The following is a 19956-nucleotide window of genomic DNA, read 5'->3' on the forward strand; positions in this document are numbered from 1 at the left end:
GATGTTCGGCTGTATGAATAAGCTTTCCATGCTGGCGGCAGCGTTCGCGCTGCTCGCGGGCAACAGTGCAGTGGCGGCCATGGGGCCGTTCGAGATCTACGAACAGGCGTTGCGCAATGACCCGGTGTTCCTCGGTGCGATCAAGGAGCGCGATGCAGGCCTCGAAAACCGCGCCATCGGCCGCGCCGGGCTGTTGCCGAAACTGGGTTACAACTACAACAAGGGCCGTAACTCGTCGAAAGCCACCTCCCTCGACGAACGTGCGCGCAACCGCACCGATGACCGCAACTACAGCAGTTACGGCTCGAGCCTGACCCTGCAACAACCGTTGCTCGACTACGAAGCCTACGCGGCGTATCGCAAGGGCGTGGCCCAGTCGCTGTTTGCCGACGAGAACTTTCGCGGAAAGAGCCAGGAACTGCTGGTTCGCGTGCTCGACAACTACACCAAGGCCTTGTTTGCCCAGGATCAGATCGACATCGCGCTGGCCAAGAAGAAGGCGTACGAGCAGCAGTTCCAGCAGAACGAGCACATGTTCCGCCAAGGCGAGGGCACTCGCACCGATATCCTCGAGGCCGAGTCGCGCTATGAACTGGCGACCGCCGAGGAAATCGAGGCCCGCAACGAGCAGGACGCCGCGCTACGCGAACTGGGCGCATTGGTGGGGGTGCCGGCGGTGGACATCAGCGATCTGGCGCCGCTGGATCAGAACTTCCAGACGTTCGCCTTGATGCCGGCCAACTACGACACCTGGCACGAACTGGCGGTCAGCAACAACCCGAACCTGGCGTCCCAGCGTCAGGCGGTGGAAGTGGCGCGCTACGAAGTCGAGCGCAACCGTGCCGGGCATCTGCCGAAAGTCAGCGCCTATGCCACGATGCGCCAGAACGAATCGGAAAGCGGCAACACCTACAACCAGCGTTACGAAACCAACACCATCGGTTTCGAAGTCAGCGTGCCGTTGTACGCCGGTGGCGGCGTGTCCGCTTCGACCCGTCAGGCCAGCCGCACCATGGAACAGGCCGAATACGAACTGGACGGCAAAACCCGCGAGACCCTGATCGAACTGCGTCGTCAGTTCAGCGCCTGCCTGTCCGGAGTGAACAAGCTGCGCGCCTATCAAAAGGCCCTGGCCTCGGCCGAAGCGCTGGTGGTATCGACCAAACAAAGCATTCTCGGTGGCGAGCGCACCAATCTCGATGCGCTGAACGCCGAGCAACAACTATTTACCACCCGCCGTGATCTGGCTCAGGCGCGCTATGACTACCTCATGGCCTGGACCAAATTGCATTACTACGCGGGCACCTTGAGCGAGCAGGACCTGGCGCGGGTGGATGAGGCGTTTGGTGTGGCTCGGCGTTGATGTGCATGGCTTCAGACCGGCCCTCACCCTAATCCTCTCCCGGAGGGAGAGGGGACTGATCGGGGGATATTTTGGAGGTACACCGACCTGATCGGGCGTCACCGAATCCAGCATCGACCCGGTTTTTTTCAGGTCGATGTATGACGCAAGACACCTCGGTCAGCTCCCTCTCCTTGGGGAGAGGGCTGGGCGGGCGGCGTTCCGATGAGGGAATGGGCAACACCGCAGAATCAACCTGCATAAAACAATAAAAGTGAGTGGTGAACATGGACGTATGCATCAAGCCGATCACGGTCGGCACCCTGCTGCTTGTGATGTCTGCAACCCAGGCTCAGGCCCAATACCTCGAATCCGGAAAGCCCGGCGATCCGGCCAGTTGGCGCAGCGCCGAATTCCTGCGCGACTGGGGACTGGAACGGATGCAGGCCGATCAGGCTTACGCCGCCGGCATCACCGGCAAGGGCGTGAAAATCGGCGCGCTGGACTCCGGTTTCGACGCCGCCCATCCCGAGTTCGCCAGCGACCGCTATCACCCGGTATTGGCCAGCGGCAGTTACATCGACGGTTCGCTGTTCAGCGTCAACGGCACCCTCAACCCGAACAACGATTCCCACGGCACCCACGTGGTCGGCACCATGGGCGCATCCCGTGACGGCACCGGCACGCATGGCGTGGCGTACAACGCGCAAATCTACGTCGGCAACACCAACAAGAACGACAGTTTCCTGTTCGGCCCCAACCCCGATCCCCGCTACTTCAAGGCAGTGTACGACGCCCTGGCCGATGCCGGTGTGCGAGCGATCAACAACAGCTGGGGCAGCCAACCGCCGGATGTCAGCTATCGAACCCTTGCGGATCTGCACGCCGCTTACGCTCAGCACTGGAACAAGGGCACGTGGATTGACGCAGCGGCGGACGTTTCCCGTCGCGGCGTAATCAACGTGTTCAGCGCCGGCAACAGCGGCTACCCGAATGCCAGCGTGCGCTCGGCGCTGCCGTACTTTCAGCCGGACCTGGAAGGGCATTGGCTGGCGGTCTCCGGGCTGGATCAAAGCAATCAGCAGAAGTACAACCAGTGTGGCATCGCCAAATACTGGTGCATCACCACACCGGGCGCGAAGATCGACAGCACCATTCCCGACGGCGGTTATGCGATCAAGTCCGGCACCTCGATGGCCGCGCCGCACGCCACCGGCGCACTGGCGCTGGTGATGGAACGCTATCCGTACATGAACAATCAGCAGGCTCTCGAAGTGTTGCTGACCACCGCCACCCAACTCGACGGTTCGGTGACCGATGCGCCGACCGAACGGGTCGGCTGGGGCGTGGCCAATCTTTACCGGGCGATGCGCGGGCCGGGGCAGTTGCTCGGGGCGTTCGACGCCCATCTGGCGGCCGGACAGAGCGATGTCTGGAGCAATGACATCAGCGACAAGGCGCTGATCCAGCGCCAGCGCGAAGACCTCGCCGAACACAGCGCCTGGCAGCAAACACTGCAAAACAAAGGCTGGCAGAACGGCGTGCCGGCCGGCGCCAGCCAACAGGATCAGACCGATTACGCCGTGGGCATGGCCCGCGACGCAGCGGCGGCCGGTCGGGTGTATCGGGGCAGTCTGATCAAGTCCGGCGACGGGCGACTGATTCTGACCGGTAACAACAGCTATCGCGGGCCGACCACGGTCAATGGTGGTCTGCTGACAGTGAACGGCTCGCTGACATCGGCCGTGACCGTCAACGACGGCGGCACTCTTGGCGGTTCCGGGCGAATCGGCGCGCTGACCGCCAACAGCGGCGGCCGGGTGGCACCGGGCAATTCGATCGGTACGTTGAACGTCGCCGGTGACGTGGCCTTCGCGCCGGGTTCGACCTACGCCGTGGAGTTGTCTCCCACCAGCAGCGACCGCATCGTCGCCGGCGGCATCGCCTCCATCAACGGCGCCACCGTGAGCCTGTCGCTGGAAAACAGCCCGACACTGCTCAGTACCAGCGAAGCCAGAAGCCTGCTCGGCCAGCAGTACAACATTCTGCAAGCGGCGGGCGGCATTCAGGGTCGGTTCGGTGCGGTGCTGCCGGATTACCTGTTCATCGGTGGCAGCCTGGCCTACAGCGACAACGGCATCGGCTTGAATGTCGAGCGCAACGCGACATCGTTCGCCAGCGTCGGCCAGACCCCGAATCAGCGCTCCGTGGCTACTGCCGTCGAAGGTCTGGGCGCGGGCAATTCCGTTTACGAAAGCCTGCTGTTGTCGGCCACCGGCAGTGACGCGCAACAAGCCTTTCAACAGTTGAGCGGTGAAATCTACCCGGCCCTCGGTTCGGTGCTGATCAACGACAGCCGCCAACTGCGCGACGCCATCGGCGAGCGCCTGCATGACGCCCAAACCACGCAAAGCAATGGCTGGATCAAGGCCCTCGGCGCCTGGGGTACGACCGACTCGCGACACGACACCGCCGGTTACAGCACCTCCATCGGTGGCTTGCTGGCCGGCATCGACGGCGCGGTCGATGAGCAGACCCGCATCGGTCTGGTCACCGGTTACAGCGACAGCTCGCTGAGCATGGGCTCGGGCACCCATTCCTCGGCCAAGGTCGACAGCTATCACCTCGGCGCCTACGCCGGTCACGACATCGGCGCCTGGCGCCTGAGTACCGGCGCCGCCTACAGCTGGCATCGCGCCGATGTGAAGCGCGATTTGCAGTACGGCAACGTCAGCGCCAAGCAGAAAGCCAAGGTCGATGCCACCACCACTCAGGTATTCGGCGAAGCGGCTTATCGACTGAATCTGCAAGCGCTGGCCCTGGAGCCGTTCGCCAACCTGGCTTACGTGCACCTCGACACCGACGGCTTCACCGAGAAGGGCGACGCCGCCGCGCTGAAAAGCAACGGCGACCAGCGCGACGCGGTGTTGAGCACCCTCGGCGTGCGGGCGATCAAGACCTTTGATCTGCCGTCCGCGCAGAAGCTGGACGTGAGCGGTCATCTGGGCTGGCAGCACAGCCTGACCGACATCGACTCCGAACAGCATGTGCGCTTCGCCAACGGCAGCGCGCCGTACACGGTCGAAAGCTCGCCACTGGTGCGCGACGCCGCCCTGGTCGGCGTGCAGGCCAGCCTGGCGCTGACCCGCGACGTGCGGGTCAACCTCGATTACACCGGACAACTGGCCAGCCGCGAGAAGCAGCACGGCGTAGGCCTGAGTCTGAACTGGCAATTCTGACTCACCGAGAGATGATCGTTCCCACGCTCCCGCGTGGGAATGCAGCCCGTGACGCTCCGCGTCACTGGACGCGGAGCGTCCCCAGAGGCATTCCCACGCAGACGGTTCGACGCCTCGACGTGGGAACGATCAACGGGGAAGGCGTGGGAACGATCACTTCAATAGACGGATTTTTCGCAACATCACTAAGGAAGGTCGCTGGATGAAAAACAACAACACCCCCGCGCAATCGGGTGGCTGCTTTCGCCTGAAAACCCTCAATTTCGCCTTGCTCTGCGCAATGACCACCTGGGGCAACGCAAACGCGGCGCCCTATGTGGAAAACGGTCGGGCAGGGGATCCAGGCAGTTGGCGCAGCGCCGAATTCCAGGCCGACTGGGGCCTGGGCGCCATCGGTGCGGATCACGCCTACGCCGCCGGCTATACAGGCAAAGGCGTGAAACTGGGGATCTTCGACCAACCGGTCTACGCCGCGCACCCGGAGTTCTCCGGCAGCAACAAGGTCATCACCCTGGTGACCTCGGGGATCCGCGAATACACCGACCCGTACATCCCGGTCAAAGCCGGGGACGCGTTCCGTTATGACGGTTCGCCCTCGGTCGGTTCCGACGGCAAGCTCGGCGCCCACGGCACCCACGTCGGCGGTATCGCCGCCGGCAGCCGTGACGGCGGGCCGATGCACGGTGTGGCGTTTGGCGCGCAAATCATCAGCGCCGACAACGGCGACCCGGGCCCGGAAGACGGCATCGTGCGCGGCAACGACGGTGCGGTGTACAAGGCCGGCTGGGATGCGCTGATCGCCAGCGGCGCGCGGATCATCAACAACAGCTGGGGGATCGGCATCACCGACCGTTTTGACCTCGGCGGCCGCGACCCGGCGTACCCGCACTTCACCGTCAACGACGCGCAACTGCAGTTCAACGAAATCCGCACACTGCTGGGCACCAAACCCGGCGGCGCCTACGACGGCGCAATCGCCGCCGCACGCAGCGGGATCGTGACGATTTTCGCAGCGGGCAACGACTACAACCTGAACAACCCGGACGCCATCGCCGGCCTCGGTTACTTCGTGCCGGACATCGCGCCGAACTGGATCACTGTCGCCGCATTGCAGAGGAACCCGGATCAGACCAGCGCCAATCCGTACATCATGAGTACGTTTTCTTCGCGCTGCGGCTACACCGCCAGTTTCTGCGTCTCGGCACCGGGCACGCAGATCTACAGTTCGATCATCGAAGGCACCAACGCCGACAACCTGACCACCGGCTACAAGAACTACAACGGCACCTCGATGGCCGCGCCGCACGTGGCCGGCTCCATGGCGGTGCTGATGGAGCGCTTCCCGTACATGACCGGCGACCAGGTCGCCAGCGTGTTGCGCACCACGGCCACCGACCTCGGCGCACCGGGCATCGACGCCCTGTACGGCTGGGGCATGATCAACCTGCGCAAGGGCATCGACGGCCCGGCGATGTTCGTCACCGAGCAGGACATTCCCGAAGAATTCCGCATTCAGGGCGCCTACGGTTCCGGTCAGTTCGTGGCCGATCTGCCGGGCATCGGCGCGATCATTGATGCGGGCAAACCCACCGAGCGCGTGTGCAACGACATCACCTGCGGCCTCGACACCTGGCGCAACAACATCTCAGGCCACGGCGGTCTGACCAAGCAAGGCATCGGCACTCTGGTGCTGACCGGCAACAACACCTACAGCGGCCCGACTCTGGTCAATCAGGGGCGACTGGCAATCAATGGCTCGCTGCAATCGGCGGTCACGGTCAATGACGGCGGCATCCTCGGCGGTAACGGTCGGATCGCTGCGCTGACCGCCAACAGTGGCGGTACGGTGGCGCCGGGCAACTCCATCGGCACCTTGAATGTGGCCGGTGACGTGACCTTCGCACCGGGTTCGACCTATGCGGTGGAAGTCTCGCCGACCAGCAGCGACCGGATCGTCGCCGGCGGCAAAGCGCTGATCGAAGGCGCAACCGTGACCATGTCGCTGGAAAACAGCCCGACGCTGTTGACCACCGGCGAAGTGAAAAGCCTGCTCGGCACCCAGTTCAACATCTTGCAGGCAGCGGGCGGCATTGAAGGGCAGTTCGGCCAAGTGTTGCCCGACTACGCGTTCCTCGGCGGCACCCTGGCGTACTCGGCGAGCGGTGTGCAACTGGACGTTGGCCGTAACGGCGCCTCGTTCGCCAGCGTCGGCCTGACCCCGAACCAGCGCGCGGTCGGCGCTGCTGCCGAACGCCTCGGCGCCGGCAATGCGTTGTTCGAAACCCTGTTGCTGTCGCCGTCGGCGGCCGCTGCGCAGGAGGCCTTCCAGCAACTGTCCGGCGAGATTCACCCGGCCATCGGCACGCTGCTGATCAACGACAGCCGCTACCTGCGCGATGCGGTGGGCGAACGTCTGCGTGAGCGTGATCTGTTCGATGCCGGCGCGCCAACTGATGACCGCAGTAACGCCTGGCTCAAAGTGCTGGGCGCCTGGGGCAAGAGCGATGGCGGGTCGAAATACGCCGATTCCACCAGCTCCATCGGTGGCCTGCTGGCCGGTGTCGACGGCTTGATCGCTGAAGATACTCGTCTCGGTTTCGTTACTGGTTATAGCGACAGCTCGTTGAGCATGGGCGAGGGTACGCATTCGTCCGCCTCGGTCGATAGCTATCACCTGGGCGCGTACCTGGGGCATCAGATCGATGCACTGCGTCTGACCGCCGGTGCGGCTTACAGCTGGCATCGCATCGACGTCAAACGCGACCTGCAGTTCGGTGGCGTCAGCGGCAAACAGAAAACCAAGCGCGATGCGACCACCGCACAACTGTTCACCGAAGCGGCCTACGACCTGGGCCTGCAACCGATGAACCTGGAGCCGTTCGCCAATCTGGCCTACGTGCACCTCAACAGCGACAGCTTCACCGAGAAGGGTGATGCCGCCGCACTGAAGGGCGGCGAAGACAACCGCGATGTGGTGCTGTCGACCCTCGGTGTACGGGCCAAACGCACGTTTGCCCTGTCGGAGAAACACCAGCTGGAACTGGGCGCAAGCCTGGGCTGGCAGCACAACCTGAGCAGCGTGGATGCTGACAGTCACCTGGCGTTCGCCAATGGCAACAGCGCGTTCAGCGTGCAAAGTGTGTCGATGGATCGAGATGCAGCGGTGGTCGGCGTGCGCGCCGGTCTGGCGCTCAATCGCGATGTCCGGGTCAACCTGGACTACAACGGGCTGATCGGCTCCAACGAAAAGGACCACGGCGTGGGCCTGACGCTGGACTGGCAGTTCTAAGGGGTAACGGCAGTTCTTTCGAGAACTGCCGTTTTTTAAAGGAAGAGAGAGCACAACATGGGACTGTTCGATTACAAAAATGCCGACGGCAAAGCGCTGTACAGCGATGCCATCGCCCTGACGCTGTATGCCTACACGCCGACCGGGCAGGCCTTGCCCGGCACCGGTTGGAAGCCGATCGGGGCCACGGCGCTGGGCTATCAGGGCAAGGTCGGGGCGCAGGGCACGTTCTTCGGCGAGAAGGACGGCTTCACCAGCGCCGAAGCCGAAGTGCTCGGCAAGTACGACGCCGCAGGCAAGCTGATCGGCATCGGCGTAGCCTTCCGGGGCACCGGTGGATTGGGTTACAGCGATACCTTCGGCGACATGAAAAACAACCTGCTGGCCGCCATCGGCCCGTCGGATTACGCCACCCAGTACGCGAAAAACGCGTTCGACAACCTGCTCAAATCGGTGGCTGCTTTCGCCATCGCCCACGGCATTGCGGCCAAGGACGTACTTGTCAGCGGCCACAGCCTCGGCGGCCTCGGGGTCAACAGCGTGGCGGAGTTGAGTGCGAGCAACTGGGGCGGGTTCTTCAAGGACGCCAACTACATTTCGTTCGCCTCGCCGACCCAGAGCAGCACCGGCACCCACGTGCTGAACATCGGTTACGAGAACGACCCGGTGTTCCGCGTGCTCGACGGCACCACGTTCAGTACCGCGTCGATGGGCAAGCACGACAAGCCGCACGATTCGACCACCGACAACATCGTCAACTTCAACGACAACTACGCGTCCACCGCGCAGAACCTGGTGCCGTTCAGCATCGCCAATCCGCTGAACTGGTCGGCCCACAGCTCGCTGGGGTATGCCGACGGCCTGAATCGGGTGATCGCGTCGAAGTTCTACGGCCTGACGCATAAGGACTCGACGATCATCGTCTCCAACCTTGAAGAAGCGTCGCGGGGCAAGACCTGGGTCGAGGATCTGGGCCGCAGCGGCGAACCGCACACCGGCAGCACGTTCATCATCGGCACCGACAGCGGTGACTGGCTCAAGGGCGGAGCGGGCAACGACTTCCTCGAAGGCCTGGGCGGCGATGACCGTTTCCGTGATGACGGCGGTTTCAACATCCTGCTCGGTGGCCAGGGCCACAACACCTTCGAGCTGCAAAAGCCGTTGCAGAACTTCAGCTTCGCCAACGACGGCGACGGCACGCTGTACGTGCGTGACGCCTACGGCGGCATCAGCATGACCCGTGACATCGGCGCGCTCGTGAGCAAGGAGTCGGGTTCGTGGTGGGGCAGCAAGGAAATCACCTGGACCGTCACCGCCAAAGGCCTGGCCAACGGTGCCGAACTGACCCAGTACAACCATTCGCTCAGCGGCGGCGCCATGGGCGATACCCTCAAAGCCACCGCCGACGGCGACTGGCTGTTTGGCCTCGGCGGTAACGATCACCTGCAAAGCGACAAGGCCCACGTGACCTTCGTCGGCGGCGCCGGCAATGACGTGATGAGCGCGGTGGGTGGCAACAACACCTTCCTGTTCAGCGGTGCCTTCGGCTTCGACGCAATCAATGGCTACCAGGGCAGCGACAAACTGGTGTTCATGGGCGTCGAAGGCGCAGGGCAGGGCTACGACTACAAGCAACACGCGTCGCAGTCCGGAAGCGATACCGTGCTGAAGATTGGCGACTTTGCCGTGACGCTGGTCGGGGTCGGTGTGGCTAACCTGTCGGATTCGAGTTTCGTCTTCGCCTGACAAACGAAAGTTGTACTGAAATGCTCCGGGGCGCCTCGGGAGGGGCGTTCTGGTTGTGAGCTATCTCTGAACAATTCCAACAAAGAGAGAGGCAACAGCAATGGGTGTGTATGACTACAAGAATTTCGGTACGGCGGAATCCAAGGCGCTGTTCAGCGACGCCATGGCCATTACGCTGTATTCCTATCACAACCTCGATAACGGCTTTGCCGTCGGTTATCAGCACAACGGCTTTGGCCTCGGTTTGCCGGCCACGCTGGTGACCGCGCTGATCGGCGGCACGGATTCCCAGGGGGTGATCCCCGGCATTCCGTGGAACCCCGATTCGGAAAAAGCCGCGCTCGATGCGGTGAAAAAAGCCGGCTGGACCCCGATCACCGCCTCGCAACTGGGGTACGAGGGCAAGACCGATGCGCGCGGCACCTTTTTCGGTGAAAAGGCCGGTTACACCAGCGCCCAAGTGGAAATCCTCGGCAAATACGACGCTCAGGGCCATCTGACGGAAATCGGCATCGCTTTTCGCGGCACCAGCGGCCCACGGGAAATCCTGATCGGCGACTCCATCGGTGACGTGATCAACGACTTGCTCGCCGCGTTCGGGCCCAAGGATTACGCCAAAAACTACGTCGGTGAAGCCTTCGGCAACCTGATGAACGATGTGGTGGCGTTCGCCAAAGCCAACGGTTTGACCGGCAAGGACGTGCTGGTCAGCGGCCACAGCCTGGGCGGGCTGGCGGTCAACAGCATGGCGGACTTGAGCACCAGCAAATGGGGCGGGTTCTTCCAGGACTCCAACTACATCGCCTACGCCTCGCCAACCCAGAGCAGCACCGACAAGGTGCTCAACGTCGGCTACGAAAACGATCCGGTGTTCCGCGCCCTCGACGGCTCGACCTTCACCGGCGCCTCGCTCGGCGTGCACGACGCGCCCAAGGAGTCGGCGACCGACAACATCGTCAGCTTCAACGACCACTACGCCTCGGCGGCGTGGAACGTGCTGCCGTTCTCGATCGTCAACATTCCGACCTGGATCTCGCACCTGCCGACCGCCTATGGCGACGGCATGAACCGGGTGATCGAGTCGAAGTTCTACGACCTGACCAGCAAGGACTCGACGATCATCGTCGCCAACCTGTCGGATCCGGCGCGGGCCAACACCTGGGTGCAAGACCTGAACCGCAACGCCGAAACCCACAAGGGCAGCACCTTCATCATCGGCAGCGACGGCAATGACCTGATTCAGGGCGGCAGCGGCAACGATTACCTGGAGGGCCGCGCCGGCAACGATACGTTCCGCGATGGCGGGGGCTACAACATCCTGCTCGGCGGCTCGGGCAACAACACCCTGGAGTTGCAGAAGTCGGTCAATACCTTCGACTTCGCCAACGACGGCGCCGGCAACCTGTACATCCGCGATGCCAACGGCGGGATCAGCATCACCCGGGACATCGGCAGCATCGTCACCAAGGAGCCGGGCTTTCTCTGGGGCCTGTTCAAGGACGACGTGACCCACAGCGTCACGGCGACCGGCTTGAAGGTCGGCAACAACGTCACTCAATACGAATCAAGCGTGAAGGGCACCGGCGGCGCCGACACCCTCAAGGCCAAGGCCAGCGGTGACTGGCTGTTCGGGCTGGACGGCAACGACCATCTGATCGGCGGGGCGGGCAACGACGTGTTCGTCGGCGGTGCCGGCAATGATCTGCTGGAGTCGGGCGGCGGCGCGGATACCTTCCTGTTCAGCGGCGCGTTCGGCCAGGATCGCGTGGTGGGTTACACCGCCAACGACAAGCTGGTGTTCCTCGGCGTGCAGGGCGTATTGCCGGGCGACGACTTCCGCGCCCATGCCACGGCGGTGGGACAGGACACGGTGCTGAAATTCGGTGCTGATTCGGTGACGCTGGTCGGGGTTGCGTTGAACAGCCTCAGTGCCGACGGGATCGTGATCGCCTGACCACGAGTGTGGAGAGGGGGCATGCTCCCTCTCCAGATTCTTGATCCATAAATGCCCGCGAGGGCGCTTACCGCGCCAAATATCATCAAGGGGCCGTCCTGGATTCATGGTCGATACCGGCGGGCCACTCCACCTTGGGCGCCAGGCGCCGCGCGAGGTTGAAACTCACGTCCTCGTTGTTCCAGTCGCGGGGTGGGCGGGGGAAGGTGGGCAGGGCTTGCGGGCCTAGCTGCATGAACAGTTGGGCCATGGCCCAGTACATTTCGCCCTGCATGGTGCCGTGGGCGAAATGGAAGCGCTCAAGTACCTGACATGTGCCGGGTTTCACCACGGCGATGCTGACCGATTCGATCAGCCCGCCAGTGCCCATGGGGCCATATACGCTGCTCACCTCGGCGCGCAGATCATCCCAGTCGTAAACCTCCGTACGTACGCCCCATGCAGTTCGGCTAAGGGGGCGTAGCCCGTCGTGGTGGAAGCGATAGACGTAGACTTTACGGCGCAGGCGGTTGAAGCGGATGGGTTCGTCGCGGGGAGATTCTACGTCCATCCGCCAAGCATAAATGCCGAACCAGAGAGCCGTTATGGATAACAAAAGACTGCTAAGAGTGAATGCAAAAAAATGGGAAGTCTGTATTTCGAATGGAAAAGTAAACCAGCTCACGATGGAAAATGGGGATGAGACAATCATGATGATTGCCAACCAAGAGCCAATCCCCCGCGTTCTAACGGTAGAGCGCGGCAGGTCCAAGTAAACAGAGTCCAGATGATTGGGAGGATTGGGCAGCACTGGAGGATGAGGATCGGTACCGGGGGGCTGATCCGGCATCGGCAAGTCGCGCTTCCAGCCCGGCGCTGGTGGATCGAGTAACGGAGCTGTGAATATCATCGGGGTAATTCCAGTTTGGTCTGGGCGCAAATCACCATGCTTAGTTACCTGCTTCTTCAATATTTCTAGGAAACTTTGGCTCGTAACACAGCAATAGGGAAACCCAATGCGCACAGGCATGAACAACTATCAGCGGTACAAGAAGACTGTAGATGATTACGAAAAACCACAATTTTGGGGCTTTTACAAAGTGGCTGTCCAGCCGCCATACGGCCATGAATGAACGCCAAGGCCAAGGGAATTTGCCAATGAGCTTCTTGGGTTTGGGTGCGGCTTCCGGGCCATACTCCATATATCGCCGGATATACTCCCAGAACGCCAGCAGCTCAGATGCATTACGAGTTGGTTTGCCCACAAAGGTGATTTCGAAGTCGTCCTTGAGGTTGCCATGGATATCACGGACGGAATGACTTTCCTTGTCCCATCCCAGCACGACAAATCCGCCGGTGCCATTCAGCTCAGACATTTTTGGATCAATGCAAACCTCGGCGGTGCCCCAGTCCAGTGCCACAATCCCTCCTAGATGATTAGGGCGAAGCAGATAGATTTTTCGGGTGATGCGGTTGAAACGGACGATAAGGCGACGGGCGGTGAAAACCTCAAGTCGCAAGTAGCGAAATGCGTATTTTACGTAAAAATAAAGAGCTGTTAAGGGTATGAGCGGAATGCCCCCCAATAAGATGTAGTCAAACGCAACCAATGGAATTTGGTCGCCTTTATATCCCGCCAAAATGTCTCTGAAAGCATAATGGATTGTCATGCCTAGCAGCCAAAGTAATATTGCGCCACATCCTCCGATCATTAAAGTAATGAGTCCTCGCTTCTCATCGTTTGGAGTACGGACGTCTATATAGGTTGAGTTGTAACTATATAGTGAATCGTTACTTGTTATTTCTTTTGAAACTGTCCGACTTGTACGAATGGATGATAATTTTTCATTTTGGCGAATTTTTGCATCAGCTTGTCTTGCCAATATTTCGTAATCAGTCGTTGTACGTCCGTCGTATATGAGCCATTCAAAAAAATACATAAAAGGTCTCTTGTCGGCATAGCGATTGGAGATCAACGGGAAGGCAAAAGCCATTACGGCGCCGTCCGCGATTGCAGATCAATGTCTGCGGGCCATTGCACTTTCGGGGCGAGGCGGCGGGCGAGATTGAAGCGCACCTCTTCGTTGTTCCAGTCGCGCGGTGGTCTGGGGAAAGTGGGCAGGGCTTGCGGGCCCTGCTGCATGAACAGTTGGGCCATGGCCCAGTACATTTCGCCCTGCATGGTGCCGTGGGCGAAATGGAAGCGCTCGCGCACCTGACAGGTGCCGGGCTTTACCACGGCGATGCTGACCGATTCGATCAGCCCGCCAGTGCCCATGGGGCCATATACGCTGCTCACCTCGGCGCGCAGATCATTCCAGTCGTAGACCTCCGTACGCACGCCCCAGGCAGTTCGGCTGAATGGGCGTAAGCCATCGTGATGGTACCGATAGACATAGACTCTGCGGCGCAAGCGGTTGAAGCGGATGGGTTCGTCGAGGGGGGCTTGCACAGTCATTCGCCAAGCATAGATACCTAACCAAAAACCGGAGATAGAGCTCAGGAGCATACCTAAGCTCGGAACTAAAGGCAGAAAACTGGCCGTTGCCAAGATATACGCACCTCCAATGAGTAGTGAAAGAATGGCGAGAAGGATTAAGACCACTGCAACGCATGCGCAAAGGCCTCGCATCCTGTATGCCGAGCGCGGCAACTCCAAGTAAACGGAATCCAGATAATTGGGTGGATGGGGTAGCACTGGCGGATAAGGATCGGTACTTGGGGGCAGATCCGGCATCGGCAAATCGCGTTTCCAGCCTGGGGCGGGGGGATCGAGTAAAGGTTTGGTGAAAAACATCAGGTGAACCCTGGAGAGATCAAAGGTTGGAGAACGTTGTAAGAGTCAGTGCTGCATAGCCTTCGGTGACGGTGCGATCTGGCCAGTAGGTCAACGACAGGATTGCCCCTTCGACTCGTTGGCGACGTTCCACAGACTTGAATACGAGGGCGCCCGAAATGTCCAAGACCTGTAGGGCGCTGTTGTTGGGTGACATGGCGCTGCGAGTTTTGACGGTCGGCGTGCCGGCCTCCGCCTGATAATGCATTTTTTGGGCGGGTTCGGCCGTGCCGTTGGCTGTCGATGGTGGGGGAGGAGCAATCAGGTTGCCGCTCGCGGCTACTTCGCCGATACCCTCAGTGTATGGATTGTCGCCCTCGCGCAGGAGGCGCAGGGTCCATTGATAATTCGAATGTTCCGGATGAAAGCAGGGTAATACCAAGCGATATTCCAGCCTCTCTTCCTGAGCGAGGGTACCTGCGCCGCCGGTCGAACCACCCCGATGGTGGCTCTGGCCGGCGATCAAACGCAGACGAAAGCGAACATTGGCTTCGACGCCAAAAGTTGCTGCGTTGAGTTCGGCGATGGCAATCGAAGCGTGTTCGGGCTGATTCCAGTGAATCTTTGGCGTTTCGTCGGCGTAACCGAAGATGCAGCGCCTGGCCCATGTTTCCAGTGGTGTGGATTCCTGCCGTTGAGCCCACTTTTGTAAGGAGAACGCTACGATGCCTAGGACTATCGCAACGCCTAACGGCCCCATAAGAGCGAGAGATGTCGTTGACGCGGCAAAGATGCCTGCGCCAGCTGTTAGTGCAAACAAAACTGCCGAAAATGCATATCCTCCTGCTGCTGACTTATCTCCTTGCTTCCAAGTTCGACTAGCCGCCATCCCCGCCTGCGTCGCATCAAACAACCCGGTCACAGCCCCGATCACGGCTCCCGTTCTGGTAAGTATCTGGCCGGCGCGAAATGTAGCCTTGGCGGAGGCTGCCACCGGAGCAGGCAGGCCTGCCACCTGCTGAATTCTCCCCGCGCCTGCTTCAAGGGCAATCCCTATGACTTCCATGCCGGCGGCCAGTACCCCCAGCGTCGCGCCATACAGAGCCAATCTGGCTTCGGGGGCCTTATCGCCCAGGGCTCGCTCGGCTTCTTCAAAGTTCTTCTTCATGGAGTCGTTGAGCAAATAAAACCCGCCCATCGCCAACAACAGCTGGCCGCTACTGGCAACTCCCCGCAACCCAGTGAACCCTGCGCGCACCCAGTTGGCAGCCCCCCCGGCGGACACCTTGAGCCCGCGTAGCGTCGCCCTGGCCTTCGGGTCCAGGCTGCCCACGCCTACCGTAACTTCCTGCAGCAGATGCTGGGCGCTGGCTCCCGCGCGGCCGATACCTTGTTCGGTATTGCGCATCAGGTCGCGCCGTAGGTTGTCGGCTTCGCCCTCCACCCAAACCGAGACGGTTATCAATTGATTGGCCACCTTGGGATCCAGCACAGCCAAGCTGAGAAGCCCTGTCCTGATCAGCGGGACGACCCTCCGTTGTACCTTCTGGAACTTGTGGTTCACCTTGTCCACGTTGACCTTTGCGCTTTTTTCGCCCCGGCGGATGGCTTCGGAAGCCCGACTCTGCGCCTTGCGCAAGTGCTCGGATTGCAGGGCGTAGTACTCGCTGATCTTCATTTGGATCTTGAGTTCGGTGAGGTGAACCCGGTTGTACAACAGCTGGCTTGCGCTATTGAGTCGAGAAACTACACGCCCGACACCCGGCCCCAGTCTGGGTTGGAGTCGGACGCTGGCGGCGTTGAGTGCGCCGAGGAGTTGGGCCATGGCGGTCTGGATATGCGGCTGAACATAACGGTTGAACTCATCGCTGGTCAGGGCCTTGGTTACTGCCGAGTAGAGCTTTTCGCTATCGTTCCAGTCGGTCTCCCCGGTCACGCTGAAACTCGGTAGCAAGCCCGCCAGCAGCGATTCGTCCCGCCTCAATATCGCGCGATAGACCGGGCTTTGCGGATTTTTCAGCCACTCAAGCCAAAGCTTGGCTGTAGGATCTTTATCCGAAAGAGGCGTTTTTTCATCGGCGCTCTGCTGGTTGATGAGCGGTGCTTCACTGATGCCGCCGCGCAGACACATCGTCATGGTCAGGCTGTAGGCCACACCTGACGTGAAATCAGCTCCGTCATAGTCATGCTCTTCGATGCGCTTGAACGGCGCGCTGTGGCACAGCTCCGCGTACTGCCTGCCGCACCAATCGATATAGTGTTGGTAGTTTGCCAATTCGCGCTGATAGTCTTTTTCAAACGAGGCGCGATCCGCTTCGCTGTAGCGTTTTTCCAGTGAGGCGGTGTATTTCCGTACTTTTTCTTTTATAACGCGCTGGCGTTCCACCTCGGGATCGCCAAAGGTCGGTGCAGCATCCCCTGTCATGGGTGCAAATGAAGCGGTCTGTTGTTCGGCCCAGATCGGGTGCATTTCGCGAATGGCCAGAAGCAGGTCTGACGTTTGGCGTTTGTAAGCCCTCATAGGGTCTTCAATGTACCGCTGACGAGCTTCAATCCAGCCGTTACGCAAGTAGTTGTACTGTTGAATCAGGCCCACCGTGTCATCCAGCACCAGAGCCAGCACACCTCGCTGCAACCCTTGCTGGTCGATCGTTTGGCGCAGGTAATTTTTCAGTGCTCCCACCCGTGTTACTCGGCTGTGAAAGCCATGCACCTTATCCAGGTCTCCGACAGCCTGGTGACGCTGATATTCATGCACTTGCTGATCGACGCAAGGTTCCGTCGCCGTCATCAGCAACGCGTCCTCTATGCGGTCGGGGGTGTCCCGAGCAGTTCGCAGGTCAAGTTTTCGGAAGCGTCCCGCAGCAGCGCTATTTTTGTAGGCATCGAGAACGCTACCAGGCCAGGGGTCACTGGCAAAGGCCAGCCATGCATGGGTGTATTTACGGATATCGATATTAAGAAAGGACGCTGGAGCGTCGTGGCCTGCTGAGGTACAGGCATCGCATAAAGGGGTCTCATTGGCGGCGGGGGGCGCGTCGGGATTGAACTGACGTAGATAACCATCAGGTGTCACTTGATAGGCATGCCACGTCTGCTGATCGAGTAATACGTACAAATAGCCGGCGCGTAATGTACGCAGGCCCATACGAGAGTTGGACATCGCACCGGTGTCTTCGCTAGCGCGCGGAACCAGAGCTTTTCGCAGCGGAAGGATTGGTAATCCTTGGCGGGTGCAGGCGTTGCATTGATCCAAAGGAAGGCATGTTTCCAATACTGCATTTTCAAGCTGGGAACTCAAGGTCATTGATGTGCTCCTGCAAACGTCAAATCCGACACGATCCTTTGCCAGGACTGGTCATTTAATTCGGAAAAAAGCTTTCCGAGCGAGGTGCCATTCTCGATTGCCAGCTTTATTGATGTGCCTATGTATGCGTGTGTATGAAGGCTCGAATGCAGAATCAGACGGTGTAGTGCCAAGGTCACAATGTCGTGCTGGTTTTTCAGCCCCAACTGGCGGGCGTCATTTATCTGTTTATAAGCCCTAGCAGCAGCTTGAGGAGGTAGCAAAGTATGGCCTTGCCAGCGAGCGGGGGCGTAAGTAAGGGGAAGGCTGACAGCGCGACGCCACGCGCCGAGCAGTGAGGACACCAGTGCTGCATCCTGTTGTACTGCGCTAGTGAATGGCGAGAAGACAACGCTCGTGTCTGCCTGGCCAATCAAGCAACTACTGGCACCACTGCTTGTTGGAAAGAGCCACTGATGGATGGGCCACCAGCCTCCTGTCTCTCCATGTTTGAACGTGGCGACCAGTAACTCCAGGCGCAACGGTTCATACACCGGAAAGAATTGTTTCCCTGCGGAGGTCGGCAAATGACCGAGTTCTATCAGGTGATTGCTGACCGTCGCGGCTGTTGCGGTACTACTGAGCCAGCCACATACATAGCGTCTCGAGCGACGTTCATCTTCTTTGGCCCGCAGCACCGACAACGACAGCAAATAATCTGAAGGTTCGGCGCCAGCCGTGGCTAGGGTCACCAGCACCGGACATGCTTGCGGTGTGTGGGCCAAATCTGGGCGGCGCAGTCTAGTTACTGCATCGCTGCCTAATGATTGGCACAGAGTGTCGATATGCAATGGGTCGTCTTCGGCGCAGTCCGCCAATGGATCAAGCAACAGATACAACGACGCATTGGCGGCGTGCTGCTCCTTTGCGAAGGCCTGGACAATAGCTGGAGTCATTTTGTTTTCTCCACGCAAGTGTGTCCCGCATCGGGTTCCAGTTGCAGAGAAAAAGGTTGCCCGCCGCCCGACGCCGTCGCAGAGACTGGGCCTTGGATCGTGATGACCAAGCCATCGAGGTGAATGCCTTGAGCATCGAGAGTGATGCTGCCCCCTGGGCTTTGAAAGACGATTTTTTCACTGCTCTGCAAGCTATAAACGGTAGTGGTGCACTCGAAACCCTGACCTGCCGCAACGCTATGCTGTCCCTTGATCGTGTGCTCGCTATGACCGCCCACTTCGATTTTGTGGTTGGCGGTTGTGGATTCGTATCTGTCATTGCCAACGCCATCCCACCGGTCGCGCCCAATGAAGACCTTATAGTCGCGACCGACGTCAAGACTGCGATTCTGGCCTATGGCGTGAGTTTGATCATTGCCGATCGAAACATGCTCGTCGTTACCAATCTCTTTATTACGGTCATTGCCGACGAAGATCCCGTTGTTGTTTTTGATATGAACGTTCTTGTCTTTTTCCGCATGGATAAAGACTTCCTGCTGCCCCAACTCATCCTCAAAACGCAGCTCATTGAACCCCGAGCCCTTATGAGTGCGGCTTTTGATAGTCATCCGCGTTTTGTGTTTGGGCAGCTCATACGGCGGCAGATTGGTCTGCCGGTACGCTCGCCCGGTGGCAATCGGCTGGTCCGGATCACCGTCGAGATAACTGATGATCAGTTCCTGGCCCACACGGGGGATCGCCATCGCGCCCCAGGTCGCGCCTGCCCAACCTTGCGCCACACGAATCCAGCACGAACTCTGATCGTTGTTTTTATCCGCACGGTCCCACGGAAACTGCACCTTGACCCGGCCCCATTCATCGCAATAAATCTCCTCACCGGGAGGCCCAACCACCGTGGCAATCTGCGGGCCGTCGATGCAGGGCTTGTCGCGTAGCGGCGCTTTCCAGTCCGAGGTCCAGCGGATGGCGCTGGCCTTCATTTCATAGGACGTGCCAAGGCCACTGCCAAATGATTCTTCCTGCAGGCTGGTGTGCTGCTTGCCCTCGTGCTGGATGGCGATGGTTCGCCAGCGATCGTTGAAATCGTCGCGGGGATGCTCGTTGAGGTCGAAGGCCAATCCCGGTTGCAGGCGAGCATCGTCGCCTTCCACATGGGCCAGTTTGGCGTCATTGCGCAGGGCGGCCAGCCGGGTTTTGGTAAAGGGTTTGCCAGCGATGTCGCGCTTGTAGCGGCCGGGATAATCGTAGCGTTCGTAGTCCTTGTGCTGGTTGTTCAGATCCTGATCGCCCGTCGCGGTGTGCTGCTGGTTGTAGCGCGGGTGGGTGAAGGTGTAGTCGCGCTGCACCTGCACGGCGGTGCGCACTTGCTCGGTGTAGTGGAAGCGATTC

At 60.1% G+C, this 19956-nt stretch carries 11 protein-coding genes; 5 read left to right on the forward strand and 6 right to left on the reverse strand.

Annotation, left to right across the window (positions count from 1 at the left end; genetic code table 11):
• The first annotated feature begins 1 nt into the window (after window position 1).
• The 5 genes from BMZ46_RS28370 (at window position 2) to BMZ46_RS28390 (ending at window position 11570) form a co-directional block, all read left to right on the forward strand.
• Window positions 2–1363 (forward strand): TolC family outer membrane protein, encoded by a 1362-nt coding sequence (locus BMZ46_RS28370; protein WP_074690637.1) that lies wholly within the window; start codon window positions 2–4, stop codon window positions 1361–1363.
• 266 nt (window positions 1364–1629) lie between these two features.
• Window positions 1630–4581, forward strand: coding sequence for an autotransporter serine peptidase EprS (locus BMZ46_RS28375; RefSeq protein WP_074690636.1), 2952 nt, complete (start codon window positions 1630–1632; stop codon window positions 4579–4581).
• 202 nt (window positions 4582–4783) lie between these two features.
• Window positions 4784–7870 (forward strand): autotransporter serine protease, encoded by a 3087-nt coding sequence (locus BMZ46_RS28380; RefSeq protein ID WP_074690635.1) that lies wholly within the window; start codon window positions 4784–4786, stop codon window positions 7868–7870.
• Window positions 7871–7927: 57 nt separating this feature from the next.
• A complete protein-coding gene (locus BMZ46_RS28385) occupies window positions 7928–9616 on the forward strand; it encodes a polyurethane esterase (protein WP_074690634.1) in 1689 nt (562 codons plus the stop codon).
• A 100-nt stretch (window positions 9617–9716) separates the two neighbouring features.
• Window positions 9717–11570 carry a polyurethane esterase gene (locus BMZ46_RS28390; RefSeq protein WP_074690633.1) on the forward strand — a complete coding sequence of 618 codons (1854 nt, stop codon included), beginning with the start codon at window positions 9717–9719 and terminating at the stop codon, window positions 11568–11570.
• Window positions 11571–11655: 85 nt separating this feature from the next.
• Here BMZ46_RS28390 and BMZ46_RS28395 read toward each other — a convergent pair whose 3' ends face one another.
• The 6 genes from BMZ46_RS28395 to BMZ46_RS28420 all read right to left on the reverse strand — a co-directional run.
• Window positions 11656–12273: a DUF6708 domain-containing protein gene (locus tag BMZ46_RS28395; RefSeq protein ID WP_254778429.1), complete on the reverse strand. Its 618-nt coding sequence runs from the start codon at window positions 12271–12273 to the stop codon at window positions 11656–11658.
• A gap of 226 nt (window positions 12274–12499) precedes the next feature.
• Window positions 12500–13543: a DUF6708 domain-containing protein gene (locus BMZ46_RS28400; RefSeq protein ID WP_134333768.1), complete on the reverse strand. Its 1044-nt coding sequence runs from the start codon at window positions 13541–13543 to the stop codon at window positions 12500–12502.
• A complete protein-coding gene (locus BMZ46_RS28405; RefSeq protein WP_074690632.1) occupies window positions 13543–14007 on the reverse strand; it encodes a DUF6708 domain-containing protein in 465 nt (154 codons plus the stop codon). Before BMZ46_RS28405 ends, BMZ46_RS28400 begins: the two co-directional genes overlap by 1 nt.
• A 358-nt stretch (window positions 14008–14365) precedes the next feature.
• Complete coding sequence (locus BMZ46_RS28410; RefSeq protein WP_074690631.1) at window positions 14366–17632, reverse strand: T6SS effector BTH_I2691 family protein; 3267 nt, start codon at window positions 17630–17632, stop codon at window positions 14366–14368.
• Window positions 17629–18567, reverse strand: a complete 939-nt coding sequence (locus tag BMZ46_RS28415) for a hypothetical protein (protein ID WP_081353132.1) — start codon at window positions 18565–18567, stop codon at window positions 17629–17631. The genes BMZ46_RS28410 and BMZ46_RS28415 overlap by 4 nt, the downstream gene beginning before the upstream one ends.
• Window positions 18564–19956, reverse strand: a 1393-nt coding sequence (locus BMZ46_RS28420; RefSeq protein ID WP_092163891.1) for a type VI secretion system Vgr family protein, incomplete at its 5' end; no start/stop codon positions are given. The genes BMZ46_RS28415 and BMZ46_RS28420, both read right to left, overlap by 4 nt.

The organism is Pseudomonas sp. NFIX49, from assembly GCF_900115915.1.
Lineage (GTDB): Bacteria > Pseudomonadota > Gammaproteobacteria > Pseudomonadales > Pseudomonadaceae > Aquipseudomonas > Aquipseudomonas pharyngis.